Origin of the sequence: Cupriavidus oxalaticus (assembly GCF_004768545.1) — a bacterium.
GTDB lineage: Bacteria > Pseudomonadota > Gammaproteobacteria > Burkholderiales > Burkholderiaceae > Cupriavidus > Cupriavidus oxalaticus_A.
In genome coordinates this window covers 115050-140228 of record NZ_CP038634.1, presented here as the reverse complement: position 1 = coordinate 140228, position 25179 = coordinate 115050, and the positions used below count along the sequence as shown (strand labels likewise).

22 protein-coding genes are annotated in these 25179 nt (G+C 65.9%); 13 read left to right on the top strand and 9 right to left on the bottom strand.

Annotation, left to right across the window (positions count from 1 at the left end; genetic code table 11):
* Positions 1 to 16 precede the first annotated feature (16 nt).
* Together E0W60_RS00620 and E0W60_RS00615 are read left to right on the top strand one after the other, a co-directional pair.
* Complete coding sequence (locus tag E0W60_RS00620; protein WP_431189861.1) at positions 17 to 1519, top strand: ISNCY family transposase; 1503 nt, start codon at positions 17 to 19, stop codon at positions 1517 to 1519.
* 415 nt (positions 1520 to 1934) lie between these two features.
* Positions 1935 to 3011 (top strand): porin, encoded by a 1077-nt coding sequence (locus tag E0W60_RS00615; RefSeq protein WP_133094702.1) that lies wholly within the window; start codon positions 1935 to 1937, stop codon positions 3009 to 3011.
* Between the two features lie 53 nt (positions 3012 to 3064).
* Here E0W60_RS00615 and E0W60_RS00610 read toward each other — a convergent pair whose 3' ends face one another.
* The 3 genes from E0W60_RS00610 to E0W60_RS00600 form a co-directional block, all read right to left on the bottom strand.
* Positions 3065 to 3541 (bottom strand): RES family NAD+ phosphorylase, encoded by a 477-nt coding sequence (locus E0W60_RS00610; protein WP_133094703.1) that lies wholly within the window; start codon positions 3539 to 3541, stop codon positions 3065 to 3067.
* On the bottom strand, positions 3538 to 3993 hold the full coding sequence (locus E0W60_RS00605; RefSeq protein WP_135702652.1) for an antitoxin Xre/MbcA/ParS toxin-binding domain-containing protein: 456 nt from the start codon (positions 3991 to 3993) through the stop codon (positions 3538 to 3540). Before E0W60_RS00605 ends, E0W60_RS00610 begins: the two co-directional genes overlap by 4 nt.
* A 103-nt stretch (positions 3994 to 4096) precedes the next feature.
* Positions 4097 to 4903, bottom strand: a complete 807-nt coding sequence (locus E0W60_RS00600; RefSeq protein WP_135702650.1) for a hypothetical protein — start codon at positions 4901 to 4903, stop codon at positions 4097 to 4099.
* 452 nt (positions 4904 to 5355) lie between these two features.
* Here E0W60_RS00600 and E0W60_RS00595 point away from each other — a divergent pair, with 452 nt between their 5' ends.
* The 3 genes from E0W60_RS00595 (at position 5356) to E0W60_RS00585 (ending at position 8845) form a co-directional block, all read left to right on the top strand.
* Positions 5356 to 6882, top strand: a complete 1527-nt coding sequence (locus E0W60_RS00595) for a Fic family protein (RefSeq protein ID WP_135702648.1) — start codon at positions 5356 to 5358, stop codon at positions 6880 to 6882.
* 119 nt (positions 6883 to 7001) lie between these two features.
* Positions 7002 to 7445, top strand: a complete 444-nt coding sequence (locus E0W60_RS00590) for a DUF305 domain-containing protein (protein ID WP_135702646.1) — start codon at positions 7002 to 7004, stop codon at positions 7443 to 7445.
* 11 nt (positions 7446 to 7456) lie between these two features.
* A complete protein-coding gene (locus E0W60_RS00585) occupies positions 7457 to 8845 on the top strand; it encodes a hypothetical protein (RefSeq protein WP_135702644.1) in 1389 nt (462 codons plus the stop codon).
* A gap of 8 nt (positions 8846 to 8853) precedes the next feature.
* On the opposite strand, the gene uraH is transcribed toward E0W60_RS00585, so the two are convergent.
* The 3 genes from uraH to E0W60_RS00570 are packed head-to-tail and all read right to left on the bottom strand — an operon-like array spanning position 8854 to position 11080.
* Positions 8854 to 9189: a hydroxyisourate hydrolase gene (uraH, locus tag E0W60_RS00580; RefSeq protein ID WP_135702642.1), complete on the bottom strand. Its 336-nt coding sequence runs from the start codon at positions 9187 to 9189 to the stop codon at positions 8854 to 8856.
* A gap of 27 nt (positions 9190 to 9216) precedes the next feature.
* On the bottom strand, positions 9217 to 9738 hold the full coding sequence (locus tag E0W60_RS00575; protein ID WP_135702640.1) for a hydroxyisourate hydrolase: 522 nt from the start codon (positions 9736 to 9738) through the stop codon (positions 9217 to 9219).
* Between the two features lies 1 nt (position 9739).
* Positions 9740 to 11080 (bottom strand): MFS transporter, encoded by a 1341-nt coding sequence (locus E0W60_RS00570; protein ID WP_133094711.1) that lies wholly within the window; start codon positions 11078 to 11080, stop codon positions 9740 to 9742.
* Between the two features lie 411 nt (positions 11081 to 11491).
* Here E0W60_RS00570 and E0W60_RS00565 point away from each other — a divergent pair, with 411 nt between their 5' ends.
* The 3 genes from E0W60_RS00565 to E0W60_RS00555 all read left to right on the top strand — a co-directional run bounded on the left by E0W60_RS00565 (position 11492) and on the right by E0W60_RS00555 (position 14832).
* Positions 11492 to 12448 carry a LysR family transcriptional regulator gene (locus E0W60_RS00565; protein ID WP_133094712.1) on the top strand — a complete coding sequence of 319 codons (957 nt, stop codon included), beginning with the start codon at positions 11492 to 11494 and terminating at the stop codon, positions 12446 to 12448.
* A 130-nt stretch (positions 12449 to 12578) separates the two neighbouring features.
* A complete protein-coding gene (gene uraD, locus E0W60_RS00560; protein ID WP_135702638.1) occupies positions 12579 to 13103 on the top strand; it encodes a 2-oxo-4-hydroxy-4-carboxy-5-ureidoimidazoline decarboxylase in 525 nt (174 codons plus the stop codon).
* A gap of 349 nt (positions 13104 to 13452) precedes the next feature.
* A complete protein-coding gene (locus E0W60_RS00555; RefSeq protein WP_135702636.1) occupies positions 13453 to 14832 on the top strand; it encodes an MFS transporter in 1380 nt (459 codons plus the stop codon).
* Between the two features lie 90 nt (positions 14833 to 14922).
* On the opposite strand, the gene E0W60_RS00550 is transcribed toward E0W60_RS00555, so the two are convergent.
* Positions 14923 to 15315 (bottom strand): hypothetical protein, encoded by a 393-nt coding sequence (locus E0W60_RS00550; RefSeq protein ID WP_135702634.1) that lies wholly within the window; start codon positions 15313 to 15315, stop codon positions 14923 to 14925.
* A gap of 318 nt (positions 15316 to 15633) precedes the next feature.
* Here E0W60_RS00550 and E0W60_RS00545 point away from each other — a divergent pair, with 318 nt between their 5' ends.
* The 3 genes from E0W60_RS00545 to E0W60_RS00535 all read left to right on the top strand — a co-directional run bounded on the left by E0W60_RS00545 (position 15634) and on the right by E0W60_RS00535 (position 19300).
* Positions 15634 to 16149, top strand: coding sequence for a MarR family winged helix-turn-helix transcriptional regulator (locus E0W60_RS00545; protein ID WP_135702632.1), 516 nt, complete (start codon positions 15634 to 15636; stop codon positions 16147 to 16149).
* Positions 16150 to 16350: 201 nt separating this feature from the next.
* Positions 16351 to 17286 carry an AraC family transcriptional regulator gene (locus E0W60_RS00540; protein ID WP_135703936.1) on the top strand — a complete coding sequence of 312 codons (936 nt, stop codon included), beginning with the start codon at positions 16351 to 16353 and terminating at the stop codon, positions 17284 to 17286.
* A gap of 229 nt (positions 17287 to 17515) precedes the next feature.
* Positions 17516 to 19300, top strand: a complete 1785-nt coding sequence (locus tag E0W60_RS00535; RefSeq protein WP_135702630.1) for an acyl-CoA dehydrogenase — start codon at positions 17516 to 17518, stop codon at positions 19298 to 19300.
* Between the two features lie 75 nt (positions 19301 to 19375).
* On the opposite strand, the gene ampC is transcribed toward E0W60_RS00535, so the two are convergent.
* Together ampC and E0W60_RS00525 are read right to left on the bottom strand one after the other, a co-directional pair.
* Positions 19376 to 20560 carry a class C beta-lactamase gene (ampC, locus tag E0W60_RS00530; RefSeq protein ID WP_135702628.1) on the bottom strand — a complete coding sequence of 395 codons (1185 nt, stop codon included), beginning with the start codon at positions 20558 to 20560 and terminating at the stop codon, positions 19376 to 19378.
* A gap of 101 nt (positions 20561 to 20661) precedes the next feature.
* A complete protein-coding gene (locus E0W60_RS00525) occupies positions 20662 to 21513 on the bottom strand; it encodes an IclR family transcriptional regulator (RefSeq protein WP_133093174.1) in 852 nt (283 codons plus the stop codon).
* Positions 21514 to 21657: 144 nt separating this feature from the next.
* Between E0W60_RS00525 and E0W60_RS00520 the strand changes: the two genes are divergently transcribed.
* On the top strand, positions 21658 to 22656 hold the full coding sequence (locus E0W60_RS00520; RefSeq protein WP_135702626.1) for a Bug family tripartite tricarboxylate transporter substrate binding protein: 999 nt from the start codon (positions 21658 to 21660) through the stop codon (positions 22654 to 22656).
* A gap of 64 nt (positions 22657 to 22720) precedes the next feature.
* Complete coding sequence (locus E0W60_RS00515; RefSeq protein ID WP_135702624.1) at positions 22721 to 25063, top strand: cytochrome P450/oxidoreductase; 2343 nt, start codon at positions 22721 to 22723, stop codon at positions 25061 to 25063.
* Positions 25064 to 25179 lie beyond the last annotated feature (116 nt).

Genomic DNA, 25179 nt, shown 5'->3' with positions numbered 1-25179 from the left:
CCAAGGATTGGTGACCATGAGCATGCGCGAAGTTGACCGCATGAAGGTGATCCAGGCAGTGGCCGATGGCCATTTGGCGCGTTGGCGCGCCGCGGAGCGGCTTGGCATCAGTGCTCGGCACGTTAGGCGGCTGGTCTTGCGGCTTCAGGAGGACGGGCCAAGCGGCCTGGTCTCGCGCAAACGCGATCGCCCGAGCAACCGCCAGTTGCCGCCCGGTCTGGAGTCGCGGATTCGCGGCCTGATCCGCGACAGCTACGCCGACTTCGGCCCGACCCTGGCCTGCGAGAAGCTGCGCGAGCGCCACGGCATCGAGATTTCCAAGGCCTGCGTGCGCCGGATCATGATCGACGCCGGCTTCTGGATCCCGCGCAAGCTGCGCCCGCCCAAGGTGCACCAGCCGCGCAACCGCCGCGCCTGCCTGGGCGAGCTGGTGCAGATCGACGGCAGCGACCACGCCTGGTTCGAGGACCGGGCGCCGGCGTGCACGCTGCTGGTCTACGTCGATGACGCCACCGGCCAGCTGATGCAACTGCGGTTCGTGCCAACCGAATCGACGCCAGCGTATTTCACCGCCACGCGCGCCTACATTGAGCGCCACGGCAAGCCGATGGCGTTCTATTCGGACAAGGCCGGCATCTTCCGCGTCAACGCCAGGGACAATGCCGAAGGGCGCGGCTACACCCAGTTCGGGCGCGCGCTGTTCGAGCTCAATATCGATAGCCTGTGCGCCAATTCGAGCCCGGCCAAGGGCCGGGTCGAGCGGATGAACGGCACGCTGCAGGACCGGCTGGTGAAGGAGCTGCGCCTGCGCGGAATCTCCAGCATGGACGCCGCCAACGCCTTTGCGCCGCGGTTCATGGCCGACTTCAACACGCGCTTTGCCAAGGTGCCGCGCAGCGACTTCGACGCGCACCGGCCGCTGCGTGGCGACGAGGACCTGGCACGGATCTTCAGCTGGCGCGAATGGCGCAAGGTGTCCCGGAGCCTCACCTTGCAGTACGACAAGGTGATGTACCTGCTCGAGGACCGGCCCGAGCACCGGCGGCTGATCCACCGCTATGTCGAGGTCGCCGAGTACCCGGACGGCAGGATCGAGCTGTGGGCCGATGGCACTGCCCTGCCCTACACCACCTATGACCGGCTCGGCGAGATCGACCAGGGCGCGATCGTCGAGCACAAGCGGCTGGGGCACGTGCTGGCCATCACGGCGCAGGTGCAGGCGCAGCGCGACAGTCGCCAGCAGGCGGGGCCGTCGCGCACGCTGCAGGGCGAACCAGCTCGGCTCCATCGCGCGCCGCTGAACGTCAAGCGGCAGCGGCTGATCAACCGGCTCGATCTGGAGCGCGCGATGACGGCCGCGCCGCTTACACAGAACGCGGACCTTTTAACTGTGCCCACGGTGAATCCACCGCTCCACCCTGAGCTGAACTCAGTCACGTCAGGCCAGCACCACCGCCCCACTACCACCCCACAAAAGCATTCAACCCCGCACAAAAAGCACGCTCGCACCGACATTTGAATTTAGCGGGCGCTGCGACCTTTCAAAACCGGCTGGACACAATCGCGGGGCGCATTATGGTGAAACCGCATAGCGCCTGAGCCCTGAACGCGACTGCACGAGCGGGAGCAATTTTGCTTTTCGGTTCATGTCCCTTCCTTCCCATATTGACCTGTGGCTCCGGGCACTCGGACGATATGTCCATCGAGTGACATGTTTGTGAACTGGCCGTTTATGGCGGGCGTACCGGCCGGGTTCTGCGCCAGCAAGTCGAGGGCGGCCAGTTCGGCGGCGCACCTTCCCTCTTCGACCGTCAGGTCTCGCACCGTGCCCAGGTGCGAGGGCATGGCCTATGCTTGCCTTAGCAGGCCTGCTTCGTTCCGCCTGCCGTCGGGGCGGAGGGACCCGTGAGTAAAAACAGAAAACCGGAGGAGCCATGAAACAGACAATCGCCCTGCTTGCCGCATCCTTGGCTGCCGGCACTGCCCACGCCCAATCCAGCGTGGCCCTGTTTGGCATTGCCGATATTGGCGTCGAATACAACAACCACGTTGGTCCCGAGGGCGACAACCTGTTCAGGCTGAGCTCCGGCAACCAGTCCGGCTCACGCTGGGGCCTGCGCGGCACCGAGGACCTGGGCACGGGCCTGAAGGCAGTCTTCCTGCTGGAAAGCGGTTTCGACCTGGACACCGGCAACTCGGCCCAGGGCGGGCGCCTGTTCGGGCGCAATGCATACGTCGGAGTGGAAAGCCGATATGGCGCACTTCTGTTCGGTCGGCAACAGACCGCCCTGCGCGACTTCAATGCCTTTTATGATCCCGCCGCGACTGCCGACCGCTACGGCATCCTGGGGATCGCGCCGGAGTTTGGCGCGCGCGCGGACAACGCCGTGAAATATGCAGGCACCTTTGGCGCGTTATCCGGCGCAGCCTTTTATTCGTTCCAGAACAATGGCAATGAGGTGGCGGGCAGCAACGTCTTCGGCCGCGATTACGGCGCCTACCTGAGCTACGCCAGCGGTCCCGTTGCGGTGGGCGTGGGCTATGACGATGTGCACGTCGGCACGCCGGCCAACCAGGCGCCCTCGCTGCGGCGCTATGCGATCGCCGGCACGTACACGGCGGGCGCGGCCAAGATCTTTGCCGGGTATCGCCTGGCCAAGGCTTTCGACGGCGCCATGCTGCCAGGTGCGCAAGCTCCCAATGCCGGTGCGAACCTCTACTGGCTTGGCCTGACTTACAAGCTGACCCCCGCTTTCTCGCTGATGGGTGCAACCTATTACCAGGACTTCCGCCACACCGGGTCGGACCCGTGGCAGTTCGTTGTGACGGGCGACTATACGTTCAGCAAGCGCACCGATCTGTACGCGTCCGTGGCCTACGCCCTGAACAAGGACCAGTCGTACCTGGGCGTCAACGGCTACAACAGCGGCAGCGGGTCGACAGCGGTCATTAACGTCCAGCCCGGCCAGAACCAGCTGGGTGCGGTGATGGGCATCCGCCACCGGTTCTGACTCCCTGCCTGTAGTGCCGGGAACCGCCGGGCGCGTTGCTTGTGCCCTGGCTTCTAGCCCTGCGCTTTCGGCTCCGTCAGCAGCGACAGAATCCTGGGATCGTGATCGACGCGCGTGGCCAGGACAATCCTGACGGCGGTCGCATCCGGATGTTCGGGATTGAGGACGTAGTTGGAGGCGTATGGCACCAGCACGCTCGGCACCTTCAGCAGCAAGCTGGTGCGAGCGGCAAGCCATTCCGTGCCGGCGCTTCTGGACCACTGGCTGTCGGTTTTCCAGTCTTCGGGCAATGCCGCAATTTCGGCCACGGCCACCGACTCGGGGACTTCTACCTGGAGCAGCTGGTATTGCTTCGGCAGGTCCTCGATCCTCGCCACCTCGTGATGGACGAGGATCTCCAGGAATGCCAGCGCCGGATGCTCGGCGAGGTAGACGACTGGCTGGCCTGGAAAATGCCACCGGCCGCCCGCCCGAAGTCCGCCCAACCCTTTCAGGTCGGCGTAATTGCTGATCCGCCACAGGTACATCAGGCGAAATACCCTTCATCGATCTGAAGCAGTTCTTCCTCGACCAGGCGTGCGCCCTGTTCCGTGCCCGCCAGTTCAAGCGGCGACTTGCCGGCAAAGCGTTGCTGGCCGGCTCTCAGCCAGGCCAGTGCCCGATCGGCTTCGCCGAAGGTGGAGATGGCTTGCGCGAGAATCCGCGCCAGCCGAATGGCCTTGTCCGATTCGTCCACCGTGAGCGACTCGCCGCGCTCGCGCCTGTGGCTGAGCGTGCGGCGCGGGATAATGAAGCTGATCTCGTCCCACACCAGGCCTGCATGCAGTAAACGCTCCATGGTGTCGGCGGGCAGCCGCTCCACGGCGAGCGCGACAAGATCGGCGCCTGAGCGAATGTCTGCGTTGAGAACGTCACTCAGGCTGTCAAGATAGCGGTTCCGCGGCGCCACGCTACCCGAGGGCTTGAACTCTATCGTCTGCATATCTGTACCTTGGCAATTTGCCATTCGATTATAGGCATTTTGCCAAAGTCGTGCCGCGACACGCAATATCGTCCTTGAGGCACATAGACAGGCGCCCCGCAGGTTACTGCTTGGTGAAGTCGACGATAGGCCTGAGCTGCGTGAAGTCGTTGGGATAGTACGGCGGCACGGCCTGGGGATTTTTCTTGCGCGCGAGATCGATGAACTTGCGGTCCGCTTCCAGGACGAGCATGACTTCGTGCCGGTGGATTCCGTTGGAGTGCGCTCGCTCGAGGTCGCGAACACTCTTGGCCCGATAGGCGATGGTCCGCATCAACAAGTCGTAGAGCGCCTTTGGCCGACGCGCTTCTGCCCTCTGCCGCGCCTCTTCTTCGTTCCGATGCAGGCGCGCCCACAGGGACGACGCGGTCAAGCCTGGTGCGTGCTCCGCCAGGGACGCGAGTTGAGCCTTGGGGGCGTCAGGGTCGAAAGAAATTCCCTCGGCGGCCAGGAATTCCCTGAGCTCGAATATCCTTAGCTCCAGCAGCTTGTCAGAAGTGCTTCGCGTGCCGAGTCTGGCGATTTGATCGACATCGATCCAGTTGGACGGGAAGGACCCCAGCCGCTCGAATGTGTCGCGCCATTCTTCATATTCGCCCCACTTCCACTGGCGGCCCTTGAAGAAGACTTCATAACCTTTCTCGAAGTAGCCTCCGAGATTGAGCCCATCGCTACCCGTCTCCGTCACCAGGTCCCGCAGTTGGGATTTCTCTTCAGCGGAAATGCCCTCGACCGTTTCCATGACTTGCGCGAAAACCCGGTCGTAAGCGCGCACAGGAACAAGCGCTGTCGGCGCAGACGGCATGCGCAGCGCTGCGGGCCGCGGCGCGATTGCCTTTTTCTTGGTGCGGAACAAATCCAGGAAAACCACTTTACTCCCCTACGAACAACGCAGCCCACAGCCTTCAGCTGTGCACTGTCCATCACTGCCTGTCAAAACATCATCATTTTACCGGGACGCGGCGGCATTCGCCGCTGCCCCCCGATTGCCTGCTCGGCCAGCCCGACGAGCGAGCGCTTGTAGTTTCGCCGAAACCAAACGATGCGGTTTCGGCGACCGTGGAGATCGTCCTGCTCGATCTTTTCCCGGGTACTGACGTGCACCGTCAATCGCAAAACGGCCGTTGATTATATGCAAACTGGTAACCATCATCGCGAAGGATAGTTGCATCGGTAAGTCGTATAGGCAAATTCGCAAACCGGGGTGCCCGGCCAGCATAGGCAATTTAGTAAGATGACCCAGCCAAAATAGACGAATCGGTAAGCGGCATATAAACTCTGGTAACCGCCCATGCATCCATTAATTCACACCGCAGTCCGTCTATGGCTCACGCTCCACTCGGCTACAGCGCCCTGATCGCGAAGTTCAGGCTTCGCGTACCGCCCCTGCATTCCACCTCCGAGCTTTCAGACAAGACGGGGGTCCTGAGCACGCATACCGGTGCGGACGGCAGCGTGAAGACGGTCTATCCCAGGAACCGCTACCGCGGCGGCGACACGACAGTTGACCACCTCACCTTTGCGTTGCGCAAGGAGCCGTTGAACCTGACCGTGCTCGCCGCCCTGTTCGAGCACCAGCCGGCGATTGACGAGGTCGCCCAGTGGCTGGCGTCCTCGCCCGGGTCGCGCTATGCACGGCTGGGTGGCTTCTACGCGAAGTGGCTTGCCGGCGCTGAATTCGACTACAAGCTGCCAGCCGGAACCGCGCGGGTTCCAGCGCTTGACGAAGCGGACTATGTAACCGGCACAAGCCAGCTCGACGCACAGTTCGGGATCCTGAACAACCACCTCGGCCCGGCGGCATTCTGCCCCCTGGTACGCCGCACCGAGCGCCTTGAGGCATTGATCGGCGCCGACCTGCCGGGAAAAATCGCCGCCGCGATCAACCGGCTCGAACCGGAAGTGCTCGCCCGCGCGGTGGACTATCTCTATCTCGCTGAAACCCGATCGACGTATTCGATCGAGAAGGAGCTGCCCGACAACCAGCGTGTCGCCAGGTTCAGGCGCCTGCTGGAATTTGCCGGCGCCCCGGTGCGGCTCGACGAGGCGCAGTTCTGCGAATGGCAGAACGAGATCATTGCATCGATCCGGGCGGAGTACGCCTATCGCGACCGCCAGAACTGGCTCTCGCGCGGCGGACGGCTGCGCAACATTGCCGACTACATCCCCCCGCCCCCGCAGCAGGTCGAGCCGATGATGGAAGGCCTGGCACAGGTTGCGGACCTGATCAGGACGAAGGCGGCGCACCCGCTGATCATCGCGGCATGCGTTTCGTTCGGCTTTGTCTATATCCACCCGTTCTATGACGGCAACGGGCGGATCCACCGCTTCCTGATCCACCATCTGTTGCGCCAGGCCGGCGTGACGCCGGAGGGTGTCGTATTGCCGGTTTCGGCGAGCATGCTGAAGAACCTGCAGGTCTATGCCGGCTTGCTCAAGGACTACTCGGCGCCCCGCACGGGGCTGCTGAACTATGTCCTGGACTCGGACAGCGACACCATCCTGATCAAGTCGCCGCAGCCCAACTGGCTGTATGCGTCGTTCGATGCGACTGCCCTTTGCGAGTTTGTCTTTGAATGCATCCAGCAGTGCGTCGAGGAAGACCTCGCGCTGGAGATCCGGTACCTGAAGGCGTTCGACGCCAGCGTGGCGCGGATCGAAGGATGGCTGGACCTGCGCCAGCCGCGCCTCACCAACCTGATCGACCTGGTGGTCCAGAACCACGGCGAGCTGTCGAACCGCAAGCGCGCCAGATTCACGGAATTGTCCGATGAAGAAATCGCGCGGATCGAAGAGGTGGTGCGCGACGAATTCGCCGACTACTTCGAAGCCACGGTGAAGGCGGACTGACCTCGGCTGAGGTGGTGTCTCGACGACGGCGAAAAAAAATCCGGCAACGTGGAATAAAGCCGGCTCCAGGTGTGTTTACTTCAACGTAGCCCGCCCAACGACAACCTGGAGAACGCCACATGAAGCTCCCCCTGCCCGCTTTCATGCTCGCCGCCCTTGCGGCGACGGCCGGATCGAACTGCCTGGCAGGCGGTGTCGAGGTGTCGCATAGTCATGGCCAGACACCAGTGGTGCGGCAGCCGGAACCCTTTGTCGCCAGCACCGCAAAGCCGTTCGCACAACGGATGGACGACGCAATGGCCGTCATGGATGCCGGCATGCGCGCCGCCGCCATGAACGGCGACCCCGACCACGACTTCGTCGCGATGATGATCCCGCATCACCAGGGCGCCATCGACATGGCCAAGGCGTTGCTGCTCGACACCAGGGATCCTGAACTGCGCAACCTGGCGCAGGGCATCATCACCGACCAGCAGAACGAGATCCGCCTGATGCAAGCCTGGCTTGCCCGCCATCCGAAGGCCGCGCCGAGCCTCAACCCGGCACCTGCCCATTCTCACTAAAGGAAGCCCACATGAAGCAGACCTCGCAGCTTGCGCTGGTCCTGGCCACGGCGTCGTCGCTTGCCGCCGCGGCACCGGCCGCCAGCGACCGCGTCTACACGGCGGACCAGAACAGCAACACCGTGTCGGTCATCAACCCTGCCACCAATACGCTGCTCGGCCAGATCCGCCTTGGCAACGCGCGGCCCGATATCCTTTCGCCGCTCTACAAGGGCGAGATCAACGTGCATGGCCTGGGCTTCTCGCCGGATCACAAGACGCTGCTTGTCGTCTCCAACGGCTCGAACTCGGCAACGTTCATCGATACCGCCACGAACCGGGTCAAGGGCGTTGCCTATATCGGCCGCTCGCCGCACGAGGGCTTCTTTACCGCCGACGGCAAGGAAGCGTGGGTGGTCGTGCGCGGCGAGGACTATATCTCGGTGATCGACCCGGCCAGCTACAAGGAGATCCGCCGCATCCCGACCGCACCGGGGCCCGGCATGGTGCTGTTCCATCCCGACGGCAAGCTCGCCTTTGCCGTGTCCAGCTTTACGCCCGAGGTCGATGTGATCGACGTCGCCACGCACCAGGTGGTCAAGCGCATTCCGGTCGCCAGCCCGTTTTCGCCCTTCCTGCAGTTCACCCCGGACTTCAGCGAAGTGTGGATGACGCACAAGGACGTGGGCAAGGTCACCCGCATCGACACGAAAAACCTCAGCGTCAGGGGCGTGTTCGATACCGGCTTTATCACCAACCATCTCGGCTTCGCCAGGACCGCGCGCGGCACGCTCGCCTACGTGACGGTCGGCGGCGAGAATGCGGTCAAGGTCTACACCACCGACGCCGAGCCGCGCCTCGTCGCGACCATCCCCGTCGGCGCGCTGCCGCATGGCATCTGGCCGTCCGATGACGGCAGCCGCATGTATGTCGGCCTGGAAAACGGCGACGGCGTCGACGTGATCGACACCGCCACCCAGCGCGTCATCGCCCGCACCCCGGTGGGACAGGCACCGCAGGCCCTGGTCTATGTCTCCAACGCCGTGCCGGCCGGCGATGGCAAGGCAAACCTCACGCCGCGGGCAAACAGCGATCCCATCAACATTCCGCTCAAGGCTACCGCCGGCTCGGGGCGCGGCTTCGTCGTGGCACGCAACCTCGGCCTGGTCGATGCGCTGGAAGTGTTCCTGTTCCAGCTCAAGCCGCAGACTGTCTACGACGTCTACGTGTCCGGCCACCGGACGCCCGTTGCAAGCTTCAGGACCAATGCCGCAGGCGCCGCCAATGGCACGGCCATCGGGCCGTTGCGCGAGGTGGTGCCCGCCTTGTCCGGGAAGCAGCCCGACGCCGCCACGCTGCTGGTGGTCGAGGGCAACGCGCCGCCGACCACCTCCCATGCGGTGCTGACGGGCACGCAGTAGCTTGCGCTTCAGCTGCCCCGGTAGGTGCCGAAGCTCCACGGCGAGCACAGCAGCGGCACGTGGTAGTGCTGCGCGGCGTCCGCGATGGTGAAGCGCACGGGCACGATGTCGGCGAACGTGTCCGGCGTCTTGAAATAGTCCGCCACCCAGAAACGCAGCTCGAAGTCGCCGGTGCGGGCCTGGGCGGCGGGCAGCATGGGCGAGTCAGTGCGGCCGTCGTTGTTGGTGCGCGCCTTTGCGATCAGTTTCGGGGGCTGCGTGCCGACGTCGAACAGTTCGATGTGCATGCCGGCAATCGGCTTGCCGAGCGATACGTCGAGCACGTGGGTGCTGATGCCTGCCATGGTCTGTCTCCTTTCAGTGCGACGGCATCAGCTGCCGCGGTAGTAGTTGTAACTCCACGGCCCGAACAGCACGGGCAGGTGGATGCGCTGGCTGGCGTCGGTCACGCGCAGGCGCAGCGGGATCTTCGACAGGAACAGCGGCTGCGGCAGGCTGGCCTTGCGGGCCGCGAAATACTCGTCCACGTGCAGCACCAGTTCGTAGGTGCCGGTGCGGTAGGCATCGCCGAGCAGCAACGGCGGTTCGCTGCGGCCGTTGGCGGCGAGCGTCACCGTCTGCAGCAGGCGTGGCTGTCCGTTCTCGACGCGGTACATGTCCACGCGCATGCCGGAGGCGGGCGTGCCGTGCCAGGTGTCGAGCGCGTGCATGGTCAGCCGGGGGCCGAGGCCGCCCTGCTGCACCGGGCCCGCGGTCTGGTTGGGTGCGGGCGCCGTTGCCGGGCCGGTGGCCAGTGCGTTGCCGGCCAGCAGCGCACTGCCTCCCAGCGTGATCGATTGCAGGCCAAAGCGGCGGCGGGCGGCATTGAAGCCGGGATCGTGATCGTCGTGCATGTCAGGCCTCGCGCTTGTGATGGAGACGGCGGATGCCGAACACAACCAGCACCGCAGCCAGGATTTCGATGGCGGCCACCAGGTACAGGCCGCTGCTGACCGTGCCGGTCGCGGTCTTGATCAGGCCCATCACATAGGGCGCGCCAAAGCCGGCGAGGTTAGAGACGGAGTTGATCAGGGCCACGCCCACCGCGGCGGCGCTGCCCGCCAGGTAGCGGTTGGGCAGTTGCCAGAACACGGGGATGGCGCTCATGGTGCCGACCAGCGCGGCGGTCATGGCCAGCAAGGTGATCACCGGCGACAGCGCCTGCGCGCCCAGCATCACGGCCAGCACGGCCATCGCTGCCCCGCCGGTCAGCGCGGCGCCGCTGAAGTGCCAGCGCACCTCGTTGCGGCGGTCGGAGTGGGCGCCGTTGGCGATCATGCCGATCGCGCCGCAGAGGTAGGCCACCGCCGCGATCCAGCCCACCGCCATGGGCGTGGTGAAGCCCACTTCCTTGATGATGGTCGGGATCCAGAAGGTCAGCGTGGAATTGGCGCACAGCAGGCAGAAGAAGATGGCGATCAGCAGCCACACCTTGCGGTTGGTGAACAGCGTGCGCCAGTCGTGCCCACGCTCGCCCATGGCGGCGTTGTCGCGCTTCAGGGCATCGAGCACCACGCGCTTCTCGTGGTCGCTCAGCCAGCTGGCCTGCTCCGGCTTGTCGGTCATGTAGAACCACGCAAAGATGCCGGCCAGCACGGACGGGATGCCTTCGAGGATAAACAGCCATTGCCAGCCATGCATGCCGTGCACGCCGCCCATCGAGGTCATGATCCAGCCGGCCAGCGGGCCGCCGAGCACACCAGCGATGGCCGATGCCGACATGAAGGTGCCGAAGGCGCGGGCGCGCCGCTCGGACGGATACCAGTAGGTCAGGTAGAGGATCACGCCGGGATAGAAGCCCGCCTCGAACGCCCCCAGCAGGAAGCGCAGGATATAGAACTGCGTTGGCGTGGTGACATAGGTCTGCAGCATGCAGATCACGCCCCAGCAGATGGTGATGCGCATGATGGTCTTCTTGGCGCCGATCTTCTGCAGCAGCATGTTCGACGGCACTTCGAAGAAGAAATACCCGAGGAAGAAGATGCCGGCGCCCAGGCCATACACCGCTTCGCTGAATCGCAGCGAATCCAGCATCTGCAGCTTGGCGAAGCCGATGTTGACGCGGTCCAGCCACGCCAGCACCCACAGCACGCCAAGAAATGGCAGCAGGCGCCACGACACCTTGCGGAAGACGCTGGCTTCCGCATCGTCCGCCGTGCCGGCGAACAGCGGAACGCCCTGTTTTGTAATGGACATGGAGTCTCCTGTCTTGTCGGTTTGTGTGGTGCGGCCGCTGCCGCGGGGATGCTGCGGCGTCGGCCTTCCGTCTGGATTGGGTGCAAGTATAGGAACGGGCCCGGAATGCGGAACGGGGGGGCTGGTATAGGCCCTATATCAGCTTGGATATGGCCCGGAAAGCCTTGCCTGGCGCGGGTTTCCGGTCATTTGTCGGGTCCCTTGGCAGACCTATGGATTACCCTAGGGCGCCGGCTTTGCCACCCTGCGCGGGGCACCGGTGGGCAGCACTCCCGCCCGCGTGCGGGTTCGACCGCGTTGCCGTGCGGTGCGCAAAAGGCTACAAAGCCGCCATGGGCAGCACGTAACATGCGACGGTTGCGCCGCCGGCTGCCCACGCCTACTTACCGACCAGAACGCCCGAGACTCCGCATGATCCGCGCCGACGACCCCTTTGATACCTACCTGCTGCGCGTGCTGTGCATCCTGATTGCCGAGCAGAGCGTCTCGCGCACCGCCATCCGCCTGAACCAGTCGCAGCCGGCCATCAGCTCGGCGCTCAAGCGGCTGCGCGCAATCTTCAACGACCCGCTGCTCACGCGTGAGAAGAACGTGATGGTGCCGACCGAGCGCGCCCTGCAGATCGCCCGCAACGCGCAGGCGGCGCTGAGCGCGCTGGACAACCTGCTGGTGTCGGACGACCGCTTCGACCCCGCCACCACCGAGCAGAGCTTTACCGTAGCCATGCCGGACTACCTCGCGCCGCCGTTCTTTGCCCACGTGGTGCGGGAGTTCCGCCGCGTGGCGCCGCACGCGCGGCTCGCGGCGATTCCGCTGACCGCCACTTTCGACTATGAGCAGGCGCTGTCCGAGGGCGCCATCGATATCGTGATCGGCAACTGGCCTAATCCGCCGGAACACCTGCACCTGTCGGTATTGCTGGAAGACGAAGTGGTCTGCATGGTGGCGCGGGACAGCGTGCATAACCAGCCGGGCAAGTTCACCGCGCAGGCCTACCTGGGCGCTGCGCATATCGTGCCCACGCCCTACTCGCGCGACCAGCGCGGGCTGGTCGACACGGGCCTGAGCACAATGCGCGTGCACCGCGACAACCGCGTGAGCTGCCCCTACTTCAACCTCGCGCCGAGCCTGATCCCGGATACTGACCTGATCCTGACCACGGGCCGCCACTTTGCCAACTATCACGCGCAGCACGTGCCGGTGGCGGTGCTCAGGCCGCCGATCGAGTTCCCGTTCATGCGCTTCTACCAGCTGTGGCATCCCGCGCGCCACCGCTCGGCCGCGCATGCGTGGCTGCGCGGCATGCTGACGGCGGCGTCGCAGGCGCTGCGTGACCTGCGTGACCTGGGCGCTGCCGGACGCGCCTAGCGGTATCGGATTCTGTTATGCGTCCTATACGGCCGGGCCCCTCGCCGCGGCCATGCCTGCTTTCTATACTCGGCCCGTATTCGGTTTCCATGCCCGGCCCACTGCGGCGGGCCTTACGGGAGAGCAGTCCATGTCACAGTCACTCGATCTGGCGCCGGTCAATGCGCTGGACCAGTCCGGCTTTACGCAAGCGTTCGGCAGTGTGTTCGAACATTTTCCGCTGGCCGCCGAACGCGCCTGGGCGCAGCGGCCCTTTGCCTCGGCCAGCGCGCTGCACGATGCGATGATGGATGTCATCCGCAAGCTGGATGCGAAAGCCCAGTGCGATTTCCTGAACCTGCACCCGATGCTGTCCGCCGGCAATATCCGCTCCGGCACCATGACGGCGGATTCCAATGCCGAGCAGAAGAGCGCGGGGCTGGACGCGATGTCGGCGCAGCAGGAAGCCACGCTCGACCGCATGAATGCCGCTTACCACGCGCGGCACGGCTTTCCGTTCATCATCTGCGTGCGGCACTACACGCGCGACGGCATCTTCGCCGCGCTGGAACGCCGTATCGACCGCAGCACGCAGCTGGAGCTGGACGAGGCGCTGGCGCAGATCGGCGCGATCACGCGCGGGCGGCTGCAGGCACGGCTCAGTACGCTGGCCTGAATGCCGTGACGGGTGCGGGACGCAGGCCATCAGGCGATCCAGGCCAGCCGCGCGTCCCGGCTTTCAGCGCTGCGCGCCGGGCCCTTGCAGGTGCGCGCATTGCATCAATCGGCGACCGGACCTATTGGCGTCCACCCGCATACCTTGATAAATCAACTTATTGACCGAATAACCGACAATTCCGCACTTTTTTACCGGAATTACCCTAGGTTTTCGTCTATATATAAGTAATGATCTTGACGTATAACCTCGCTTCAACCATATTCCGTCCAGCCCAGGCCGGGAGCCGGCTTCAAGGCCCTCGCCGCTTGTTGAGCATTCAAAAGAAGATTGGTGAAGGAGACATACAATGCAGCACATTGATGTACAAAAGCTGGCCGACAACGCCCGCTTTAACCGATTCCATGCGCGCGTCCTGGCCTGGTGCCTGCTGGTGATCATCATCGACGGCTATGACATCGCCGTTGCGGGTGCCGCGTTGCCTTCGATCATGAAGGAGATGGGCGTCACCGCGTCGACGGCCGGCTTCATGGCGAGCTCGGCGCTGTTCGGCATGATGTTCGGCGCCATCTTCCTGGGCGCCCTGTCAGACCGGATCGGCCGGCGCTGGACGATCTCGCTGTGCGTGTTCCTGTTCAGCGTGTTCACCGCGGCCGCAGGCCTGACCAGCGATCCGGTCACGTTCAGCGTGATGCGGTTTATCGCCGGCCTTGGCATCGGCGGCGTCATGCCGAATATCGTCGCGCAGATGACGGAATACTCGCCGCGCAGGATCCGCAGCTTCATGACCACGGTGATGTTCTCCGGCTACGCCATCGGCGGCATCCTGGCCGCGGTGATCGGCAAGCAGTTCATTGCCGGATTTGGCTGGCAGATCGTGTTCTTCGCGGCCGGCGTGCCGGTGCTCCTGATCCCGTTCATCCTGAAGACGATGCCGGAGTCGCTGTCGTTCCTGGTGTCGCGCCAGAACGAAAAGGACCTGCGCACCCTCGCGCAGCGCATCGACCCGCAACTGCGTCTGGATGCCGGCGCTACCTTCCGCGTACCGCAGCAGGACCGCGCCACCGGTGTGCCGGTGGCCCGCCTGTTCCAGGACGGGCGCGGCTTCAGCACGGTCATGTTCTGGATCGCCTTCTTCACCGGCCTGTTCATGGTCTATGCGCTCAGCACCTGGCTGACCAAGCTGATGGCGATGTCGGGCTACAGCCTGGGCTCGGCGCTCAGCTTCGTGATCGCGCTGAACGTGGGCGCGGTGGTCGGTGCGATCGGCGGCGGCTGGCTGGCCGACCGGTTCCATATCAAGTGGGTGCTGGTGGTGATGTACCTGCTGGGCGGCGGGTTCCTGTACCTGATGACGTTCAAGACCTCGACCGAGATGCTCTACCTGCTGATCGGCGCGGTGGGTGCCTGCACTACCGGCGCGCAAATCGTCGCCTATGCATATAGCGGCCAGTTCTATCCGGTGTCGATCCGTTCGACCGGCGTAGGCATGGCCTCGGGCATCGGACGGCTCGGCGCCATCGCGGCGCCGGTGCTGATCGGGCTGATCGTTTCGCTGCAGCTGCCGCTGGCGCAGAACTTCCTGGTCATCGGCGCCGCGGGGATCGTGGGTGCGCTGGCCCTGGCGTGCATCAACCATCGGCTGTCGGCATCGGCGCAGCATGCCGATGCGGCGGCAAGCGTGGCCCCGGCATCGGTGGTGCCGGGCGTGGCTGAAGCGCGAACCTGAGAAAGTCTTGCTGGCGAGCGGCGCGACGGTGCGCCGCTGGAAATAGAGGGCGGGCCCGGCACAATGCCAGGGCCCGCTTCTTCTTTGAGGTCAGTCGACCGCGTCGACGATAAAACGGCGGGTAATAGTTACGCCGGCCCGCACGCGGCGATGCCGGACCGCCCAGACGACCGCACGCATGGCCTTGCCACCGTGGGACTCGACCATGCGCGTACACCGCTCCAGCGCCGCATCGTCCGGGAAATAGCGAAGCTCGGCGGCACTGCCCAGGATCACCGCAATGTCCAGCGCGGATTGCTGGCGCATGGCCAGCGACAGCAGTCGGCTGAGGCGGCGTGTCACCGCATTGGCGTCGCCGGGCCATTGGCGCCTTGCCTCGGCCGGGATGGTCCGGGCCGCGGCGCGGATGCGATGGAGCATGTCGGCGATGCCCATTTCCGGTTGGGTGGACCGGTGGGTTCGCGCGGCTTGTGCCACTTCCATGTCTTGTGTTCCAGCGAGCCTTTGTAGCAAGAGTCCGAAGAATACTAGGTATGCGCCGGCTATACGTCAATATCATTACTCATATTTACTGAAATATCCGATACCAGGCCAGGTTCTGCCTGTCAAACGGCAGAAATAATAATCAAGATCCTTGCGCAAATGCAGAAGAAGAGGACGACAACACACATCCGGACCGATTGAGGTAGGACCAGGCCCGCGCCGCCCCACCCTTCGCCCCGCGCACGTGTGTGCTCCCCGCCGCCTTAGAATAGGCACACCCATGGCAAGCGCACGGCGCGCCAGTGTCCAACCCACACCATGACCAAACCAGATTCCACGTACGACCCGTCCGACGCATCCGTCCATAACCGGCTGTTCTTCCGGCTGTTCCAGGCCGGCAATACGCTGGACCGGCAGACCAGCAAGTCGCTCGGCATCACTACCGTGCAGTGGTCCGTGCTGGGGGCGCTGTCGCGGCCGCAGGTATCGGAAGGCATGTCGTTCTCCGAGCTGACGGAATACCTTGTGGTGAGCCGGCAAAGCCTCGATGGCGTGCTCAAGCGGCTGGAGCGGGAAAAGCATGTCCAGCGTGTGGCCGACACGGTGGACCGCCGCGCCAAGAAGGTTGTGCTGACGCCAAAGGGGCGGGAGTTCTGGAACGGCCTGCAACCCAGGATCTATGAGTTCTACCGCCAGGCACTGGCGAGTTTCGGCTTCGACGACAAGGTTTCGCTGGTCCATTTCCTGAACCAGCTCAACGCCGGCCTGGCCAGCGTACATATGGAGGCGGACCCCGGCGCGCGCGCGCCGGAGGAACCGGCACGGTCCGCGTAGGACCGGCCACAGTCGCGACGCTCGACACGGCCAGCAACGACATCCGTAGCGCCGCCGACACCCGCCGGGCTATGACAAAATAAGCCACGCACCGCCCCGCTTCCGTACCGCCTTGCCCGTCCCGCGACATTGACCCAGTTCACCGCCACCGTCCCGATTTCACTGGTCAACGGCTTCCTGTCCGGTGCCGACCCTGCCGCCATGGCGCGGCTGGCGGAGCGCGCCGGGATCCCGCGTGGCCTGTTGCAGGCCCCCGCCGCGCGCGTGACCGAGGAACAGTTTTCCACGCTCTACCGCGAACTCGCGATGGAGCTGGACGACGAGATGCCCGGCATCTTCAGCCGGCCGCTGCGCAACGGCACGCTCAAGTTCCTGTGCCTGAGCCTGCTCGATGCGCCGCGGCTGGAGGTGGCGCTGCACCGCTTCGGCCAGTTCTTCCACCTGATCCTGGACGATTTCCGGCTCGAGTCCGGGCGCGAGGACGGCTTCGGCGAGGTCGTGCTGCAGGCCGACCCGGCCGGCCCCGGCGTCAGCGCGCTGGGCAGCGAGCTGATGCTCAAGCTGGTCCACGGCGTCGCCTCCTGGCTGATCGGCAAGCGCATCCCGCTGGCCCGGGTGGAGTTCGATTTCCCGCGGCCGCCGCGCGCCAGCGATTCGCTTTACCTGTTTCCCGGCCCCGTGCAGTTCGGCGGCCGCCAGACGCTGCTCAGGTTCGACCACGCCTACCTGGACATGCCGGTGCGCCGACGCAAGGCCGACCTGCAGAAGTTCCTGGCGCGCGCGCCGGAGGACTGGATCTTCGTCTCGTTCGAGGAACAGATGGTGTGCCACCATGTGCGCCAGTACCTGGCCGACTGCCTGCCGGCGACGCCGACCATCGAAGCGGTGGCGCAGGACCTGCACTTCTCCGTGCGCACGCTATGCCGGCGGCTTACCGCCGAGGGCACCACCTTCCAGGCGATCAAGGACGAGGTCCGCCGGGACATCGCCATCCAGCGGCTGACGCGCACCACGGACGCGATCGCGGAGATCGCCTTCGATATCGGCTTTGACAACCCGACCGCCTTCCATCGCGCCTTCCGCAACTGGACCGGCAGCACGCCCAAGGCCTACCGGACCATGCCCGCGAGCGCCTGACAAATCCTGCCACCCGGCCGGGGCCCGCCGGCCAGCGCGCATTCCCGCGCGCCGGTTTGCATAGGGCGGCAGGTTTCGTCAATGAATGGGCAGCTTTGGATAGCCGCGGCCGGCGCTTCCCGCGTTACGATCTCGTTAATCACCCATCACGGCCCGCATTGCGGCCAGGCGCCATGGCTTGCGCGCCACCCAGGAACAAAGACGTACTACGTACAGACAGGAGACATCCATGACCTACCGTGCCCCGCTCAAAGACATGCTGTTCGTGATGAACGAGCTCGCAGGTCTTGAAGCTGTCAGCCAGCTGCCCGGCTTCGAGGAAGCCACGCCGGAAACGGCCGGGGCCGTGCTCGACGAAGCCGCCAAGTTCAACGAACAGGTATTGGCGCCGCTCAACCGCACCGGCGACCTGGATCCGAGCAGCTGGAAGGATGGCGTGGTCACCACGACCCCCGGCTTCAAGGATGCCTTCCGCCAGTTCGGCGAAGGCGGCTGGCAAGGCGTGCTGCATCCGCAGGAATTTGGCGGCCAGGGCCTGCCCAAGCTGATTTCTACCGCCTGCATCGAAATGCTGAACAGCGCCAACCTGTCGTTCGCGCTGTGCCCGCTGCTGACCGACGGCGCCATCGAAGCGCTGCTGACCGCCGGCTCGGACGAACAGAAGGCCACCATCCTGCCCAGGCTGATCAGCGGCGAGTGGACCGGCACCATGAACCTGACCGAGCCGCAGGCGGGCTCGGACCTGGCCGCGGTGCGCACCCGCGCCGAGCCGCAGGGCGACGGCACCTACAAGGTCTTCGGCACCAAGATCTTCATCACCTACGGCGAGCACGACATGGCGAAGAACATCGTCCATCTGGTGCTGGCCCGCACGCCCGACGCGCCCGAAGGCGTCAAGGGCATCTCGCTGTTCATCGTGCCCAAGTACCTGGTCAACGCCGACGGCAGCCTGGGCGAGCGCAATGACGTGCACTGCGTGTCGATCGAACACAAGCTCGGCATCAAGGCCAGCCCGACCGCCGTGCTGCAGTTCGGCGACCACGGCGGCGCCATCGGCACGCTGGTGGGCGAAGAGAACCGTGGCCTGGAGTACATGTTCATCATGATGAACTCGGCCCGCTTCGCCGTCGGCATGCAGGGCGTCGCGGTGTCCGAGCGCGCCTACCAGCAGGCCGTGGCGTATGCGCGCGAGCGCGTGCAGAGCCGCCCGGTCGACGGCTCGGCGCGTGAAGGCGTCACCATCATCCATCACCCCGACGTCAAGCGCATGCTGATGACGATGCGCGCGCTGACCGAAGGCGCCCGCGCCGTCGCCTATGTGGCCGCGGCCGCCAGCGACACCGCGCACCAGCATCCGGACGCAGCCGTGCGCAAGCAGAACCAGGCGTTCTATGAATTCCTGGTGCCGGTGGTCAAGGGCTGGAGCACGGAGCTGTCGATCGACGTCACCAGCCTCGGCGTGCAGGTGCACGGCGGCATGGGCTTTATCGAGGAAACCGGCGCCGCGCAGCATTATCGCGACGCCCGCATCCTGCCGATCTACGAAGGCACCACGGCCATCCAGGCCAACGACCTGGTCGGCCGCAAGACCCTGCGCGACGGCGGCGCGGTGGCGCGCGCGATCTGCGCGCAGATCGCCGAGACCGAGGCCGAGCTGGGCAAGCATGGCGGCGCGGCCTTTACCGCGGTCCAGGCGCAGCTGGCCAATGGCCGCGCGGCGCTGGAAGCGGTGGTCGAGTTTGTGGTGGCCAATGCCAAGTCGGACCCGAATGCCGTGTTCGCCGGCAGCGTGCCGTACCTGAAGCTGTGCGGCATCGTGTTCTCGGGCTGGCAGCTGGGCCGGGCCATGCTGGCCGCGGATGCGAAGCGCGCCGAGGATCCGAACTTCCACGACGCCAAGATCGCCACGGCGCATTTCTTCGCACAGCACATCCTGTCGCAGGCAACGGCGCTGCGCGATGCCGTCGTCGGCGGTGCCGCGCCGGTCAATGCGTTGACGCCGGAGCAGTTCTGACCGCGCTTCAGCGCGTAGTAGACACAGGCGGCCTTCGGGCCGCTTTTTTTATGGCGCGACTGGAGGGTCGTTCCCCTAGCGCTTTGCTGCCAGCTCGCCGTCCAGCACTGTCAGGATGTGGTACGCGGCCTCCACCCGCGCCGGCACCGGCATGTTCTTGTTGCCGAGCATGACCAGTCCGATGCGCTTTGCCGGCACGAACACGACGTATGCGCCAAACCCGTTGGTCGACCCGGTCTTGTTGACGAGCACATCGGCGCCCGGCGCCTGCGGCGGCTCCAGCCTGTCGACCTTGTTGGCCTCGAACACCATCTGCGGCGAGCTGCCCGCCAGGATGGCGCTGACCGGCGTCGGATAGGCATACATCTCCCATCCCAGCCCCTGCACCATGCCGCCGACCTTGAAGTAGCCGGTACGCGTGGTGGCAATGGCGCGCTGCATGCTGCCGTCAAGCCCCGCCGGCGCCATGTTGGCCTCGACGAAGCGGATCATGTCGGCAGACGTGGTCTTCACGCCGTAGGCCTCGGAATCCAGCACGCCCGGCGTCACGCGCATCGGCTTGTCGTCCTTGGTATAGCCCCACGCGTAGTCCGCCATCAGCGGCTTCGGCACCCGGATATAGGTGCGCTTCAGGCCGAACGCCGGAAACAGGGTCTTCTCCATCAGGTCGTCGAACGGCTCGCCCAGGCTGCGCGCGGCGAGGTAGCCGAACAGGCCGATGCTGGGGTTCGAGTAACGCCGGTGGGTACCGGCCGCGTATGCCGGTCGCCAGGCCTTGAAGTAATCGGTCATTGCCTGCGGGCTGTTGACCGTCTCCGGAAACTGCAGCGGCAGGCCGCCGGCCGCATAGGTGCCAAGGTCGAGCAGGCTGGTGGTGCCCAGCGCGCTGCCGGCAAGCGCAGGCAGGTACTTGCCGGCGGGATCCGACAGCGACATGGCGCCGCGCGCCTGCGCGTAGCCCGCCAGCGTCGCCGTGAAGGTCTTGCTGACCGAGCCGATCTCGAACAGGGTCGACTCGGTGACGGGCTTGCCGCCCCGCTTCGCCGTCACGCCATAGTTGAAGAAGTACTGCTTGCCGCCGGCCGTCACCGCGATGGCCATGCCCGGCACGTTGTGCGCCTTCATCATCGGCGCGATCGCCTCGTTGACGGCGCGTTCGAGCTGGCGCGGGTCGGCCTTGTCGGCGGCGTACGTGGCTGGCGTGCACAGGAGGCCGCCGGCGGCAAGCGCCGCGAGGCGCGTGGGGGCAAGGGTCTTCATGTCAGGCAGTGGCAGGAATGTCGGCAATCCGCGAGGAATATACGCGTTTGAGCGCGGACCGCACAATGCCGTGCAGGCTGGTCCGGCGCTTAAGCCGGACGTTAGGACGCCGCTTCGGGGTTGAAGCCGAGCGCGGCGCTGACCACGCGGGCCTCGTGCCGCACGGCGGTGCCGACCGGCCCGTCGATCGACGGATCGAAGCCGCCGGTGGCGCCCAGCGCTGTCAGCACCGCGCACACGCGGCCGGTGTAGTCGCGTACCGGCGCGGCCACGGCGCTGATGCCGGTCAGGTTGGTGTCGCGCACCCAGGCGCAGTCGTCGGCCTGCACGGCGCGGCGCAGCGCGCCGATCGGGTCGTCCCGGTCGAGCGATGCCAGCCGCGCCGGGCTAGCCTCTGCCAGTTCTTCCGCCGCTTGCGCCTGCACCCGGGTTTCGTCGAGCAGGCCCAGGAATACGCGCCCGGTGGCTGACCACAGCAGCGGCATCACCGACCCCGCGCGCACGTTCACCGTGACCGGCAAGCCCGGTTCTTCAAAACGCATGATGGTCGGGCCCTTGTTGCCCATCACCGCGACAAAGCACGTCACTTCCAGCGCCTCGCGCAGCCGCACCAGCGAGGCTTCGGCCAGCCGGATCGGGTCGGCCTGGCGCATCGCCGCCATGCCGATCTGCAGCGCCTCGTAGCCCAGGTGGTACTGCTGCGTGCCGGATTCCTGCGCAACCAGCCCCTCTTCCAGCAGGCTGACCAGGTAGCGATGCACCTTGGCCGGGCTTTCGTCGATATGCGCGGCCAGCGCGGTCAGGCTGGCGCGCCCGCCCAGTCTGGCCAGCCCCTTGAGCACCGCCATGCCCGTGACAGCGGACTGCACGCGCTGGCGGCGCTCCCGTGCGCGGGGCGAGGCGGCGTCGGCAGGCGTTTCGGGGGCGGCGGGCTTGGAGCGGGATGCGGGCATGGCAGTGGTGTTGGCATAGGCAGGCGATTAGGCCACGCCTCGTCTGGCGGCGGTAGGGCGGTCGCTTGCAGGTTAACCCTCATTCAATGATTACGCAATGCGTATAAGATTTACGCAAAACAGAAATTCATCGGAGACAACCACATGCCCCGCCCCCTGCTGCCGCGCCTGGCTATCGCCGCTTTCGGCGCGCTCGTCCTGCCCCTGCTGTCCACGCTGCCGGCGCACGCCGCCGACAGCTACCCGGCCAAGCCGATCCGCTGGATCGTGCCGTACGCCGCCGGCGGCGGCTCCGACTTCCTCGCGCGCACCATCGGCCAGGGCCTGTCGGCCAAGGTCGGGCAGCCGGTCGTGGTGGACAACAAGCCCGGCGGCAACACGGCGATCGGCGCGGCCGAGACGGCGCGCTCGGCCGCAGACGGCTATACCGTGCTGTCCGCCGACAACGGCACACTGGTGTTCAACCCGGTCCTGTACAAGACGCTTTCCTACCACCCGGGCAAGGACCTCGCGCCGGTCACGCTGCTGGGCCGCTTCCCGATGATCCTGGTGGTCGGCGCCAACAGCCCGGTGAAAAGCGCCAGGGAATTCATCGCGCAGGCGAAGTCCACGCAAGGCGGCGTCAACTATGGCTCCGCCGGCGCCGGCAGCCCGCACCACCTGGCGATGGAACTGCTGAAGGTCGAAGCCGGTGGCCTGCCGATGACGCACGCGCCGTACCGCGGCGCCGCGCCCGCGCTGTCCGACGTGGCCGCCGGCCAGGTCGCCGCGATGATGGTGGACTACGCCGCCGGCGCCGGCTTTATCAAGGGCGGCAAGGTGCGGCCGCTGGCAGTGGCCAATGCCACCCGGCTGCCGCAGCTGCCCGACGTGCCGACCTTCGCCGAACTGGGCTATCCGCGCGTCGAAGCTGCCGCGCTGGTCGGCATGGTGGTGCCGGCCGCCACGCCGCCGGAGGTCATCAACACGCTGAACAAGGACGTGGTCGCGGCGATCCGCGAGCCGGCGGTGAACAAGCGGCTGGTGGACTTCGGCGTGGAGCCGGTGGGCAATACGCCGGCGCAGTTCAGCGAACTGCTGCGCACCGAGTCGGCACGCTGGACCAAGCTGATCCGCGACCTGAAGATCACGCTGGACAACTGAGCGGGTATCGTTTTGAGGCCGTCCGGCCCGCCCGGACGGCAATGTTTTTGCAGGAGTACGCAGCATGGCCATCCCCTCCCCCGATACCGCGCGCGGCGGCTGTCCCGTCGACCATTCCGCCTTCACCGCCCCCAATGGCTGCCCGGTCAGCCACAAGGCGGCTGAGTTCGATCCGTTCGGCGACGGCTACCAGCAGGATCCGCCCGAATACGTGCGCTGGTCGCGCGAGCAGGAACCGGTGTTCTACAGCCCCAAACTGGGCTACTGGGTGGTCACGCGCTACGACGACATCAAGGCGATCTTCCGCGACAACATCACCTTCAGCCCGTCGATCGCCCTGGAGAAGATCACGCCCACCGGCGATGAAGCCAACGCGGTGCTGGCCTCGTACGGCTATGCCATGAACCGCACGCTGGTCAACGAGGACGAGCCGGCCCACATGCCGCGCCGGCGCGCGCTGATGGATCCGTTCACGCCTGCCGAGCTGGCGCATCACGAGCCGATGGTGCGGCGCCTGGCGCGCGAATACGTCGACCAATTTATCGACGACGGCCGCGCCGACCTGGTCGACCAGATGCTGTGGGAAGTGCCGCTGGCGGTGGCACTGCATTTCCTCGGCGTGCCCGAAGAAGACATGGACCTGCTGCGCCAGTACTCCATTGCCCATACCGTCAACACGTGGGGACGGCCCCGGCCAGATGAACAGGTCGCGGTCGCGCATGCGGTCGGCAACTTCTGGCAGCTGGCGGGGCGCATCCTCGACAAGATGCGCGAGGACCCGTCGGGTCCGGGCTGGATGCAGTACGGCCTGCGCAAGCAGAAGGCACTGCCCGAGGTCGTCACCGACTCCTACCTGCATTCGATGATGATGGCCGGCATCGTCGCCGCGCACGAGACCACCGCCAATGCCTCGGCCAACGCGATCAAGCTGCTGCTGCAGCATCCCGACACATGGCGTGAGATCTGCGAGGATCCGTCGCTGATCCCCAACGCGGTGGAAGAATGCCTGCGCCACAACGGCTCGGTGGCGGCGTGGCGCCGGCTGGTCACGCGCGATACGGAGGTAGGCGGCATCAGCCTGGCCACCGGCAGCAAGCTGCTGATCGTGACCTCTTCGGCCAACCATGACGAGCGCCACTTCGCCGATGCCGACCTGTTCGACATCCGCCGCGACAACGCCAGCGAGCAGCTGACCTTCGGCTACGGCTCGCACCAGTGCATGGGCAAGAACCTGGCGCGCATGGAGATGCAGATCTTCCTGGAAGAGCTGACGCGCCGGCTCCCGCATATGCGGCTGGCGGAACAGTCCTTCACCTACGTGCCCAACACGTCGTTCCGCGGCCCCGAGCACCTGCTGGTCGAATGGGACCCGGCGCAGAACCCGGAGCGCCGCGACCCCGCGCTGCTGGCGCAGCGCCAGCCCGTGCGCATTGGCGAGCCGTCGGCGCACACCAGCGCGCGCACCGTGGTGGTGGAAAGCATCGCCCCCGCCGCCGCCGGCGTGGTACGGCTGCGGCTGGCGGCGCCGGACGGCAAGCCGCTGCCGCGCTGGGCACCGGGCTCGCATATCGACGTGGAGTGTGGCGATACTGGGCTGTCGCGCCAGTATTCGCTGTGCGGCGACCCCGACGATGCCGCCGCGCTGGAAATCGCCGTGCTGCGCGAGCCCGACAGCCGCGGCGGCTCGGCCTGGGTGCACGGCAGCGTTACGGCGGGCGACCGCTTGCGCATCCGCGGCCCGCGCAACCATTTCCGCTTCGACGAGGGCTGCGCGCGCGCCATCTTCATCGCCGGCGGCATCGGCATCACGCCGGTCAGCGCGATGGCGCGCCGCGCGCGCCAGCTCGGCATCGATTACGAGATCCATTACTGCGGCCGTTCGCGCGGCTCGATGGCGATGCTGGACGCGCTGCAGGCCCTGCATGGCGCGCGCCTGCATGTCTACGCCGGCGACGAAGGCCGCCGCGCCGACTTCGCCGCCATGCTGGCCACGCCGCAGCCGCGCACCCACGTCTACGCCTGCGGCCCGCAACGGCTGCTCGATGCGCTCGCCGATGCCTGCGCGGCGTGGCCGGAGGACGCGCTGCGGGTCGAGCATTTCGTGTCGCGGCTGGGCACGCTGGACGCGTCGAAGGAACAGCCTTTCACCGTCGAGCTGAAGGACTCCGGACTGGTCATGGAGGTGCCCGCCGGCCAGACCCTGCTGGCGGCGCTGCGCGGCGCCAATATCGACGTGCAGAGCGATTGCGAGGAAGGCCTGTGCGGCTCGTGCGAAGTGCGCGTGCTGGCCGGCCAGGTCGATCACCGCGACGTGGTCCTGACCCGCACCGAGCGCGACGCCAACGACCGGATGATGGCGTGCTGCTCGCGTGCGGCCGGCGGATGCCGGCTGGTGCTGGAGCTGTGACGGCGGCGACCGCATCGGCACAAAGTGCTTCCGACAGCCCGTCGCACGACGCCAACGCCGTGGCGCGTAGGACAATGCCTGACAACGGCAACAGGGGGCAGGGGCTAAAGTAGCAG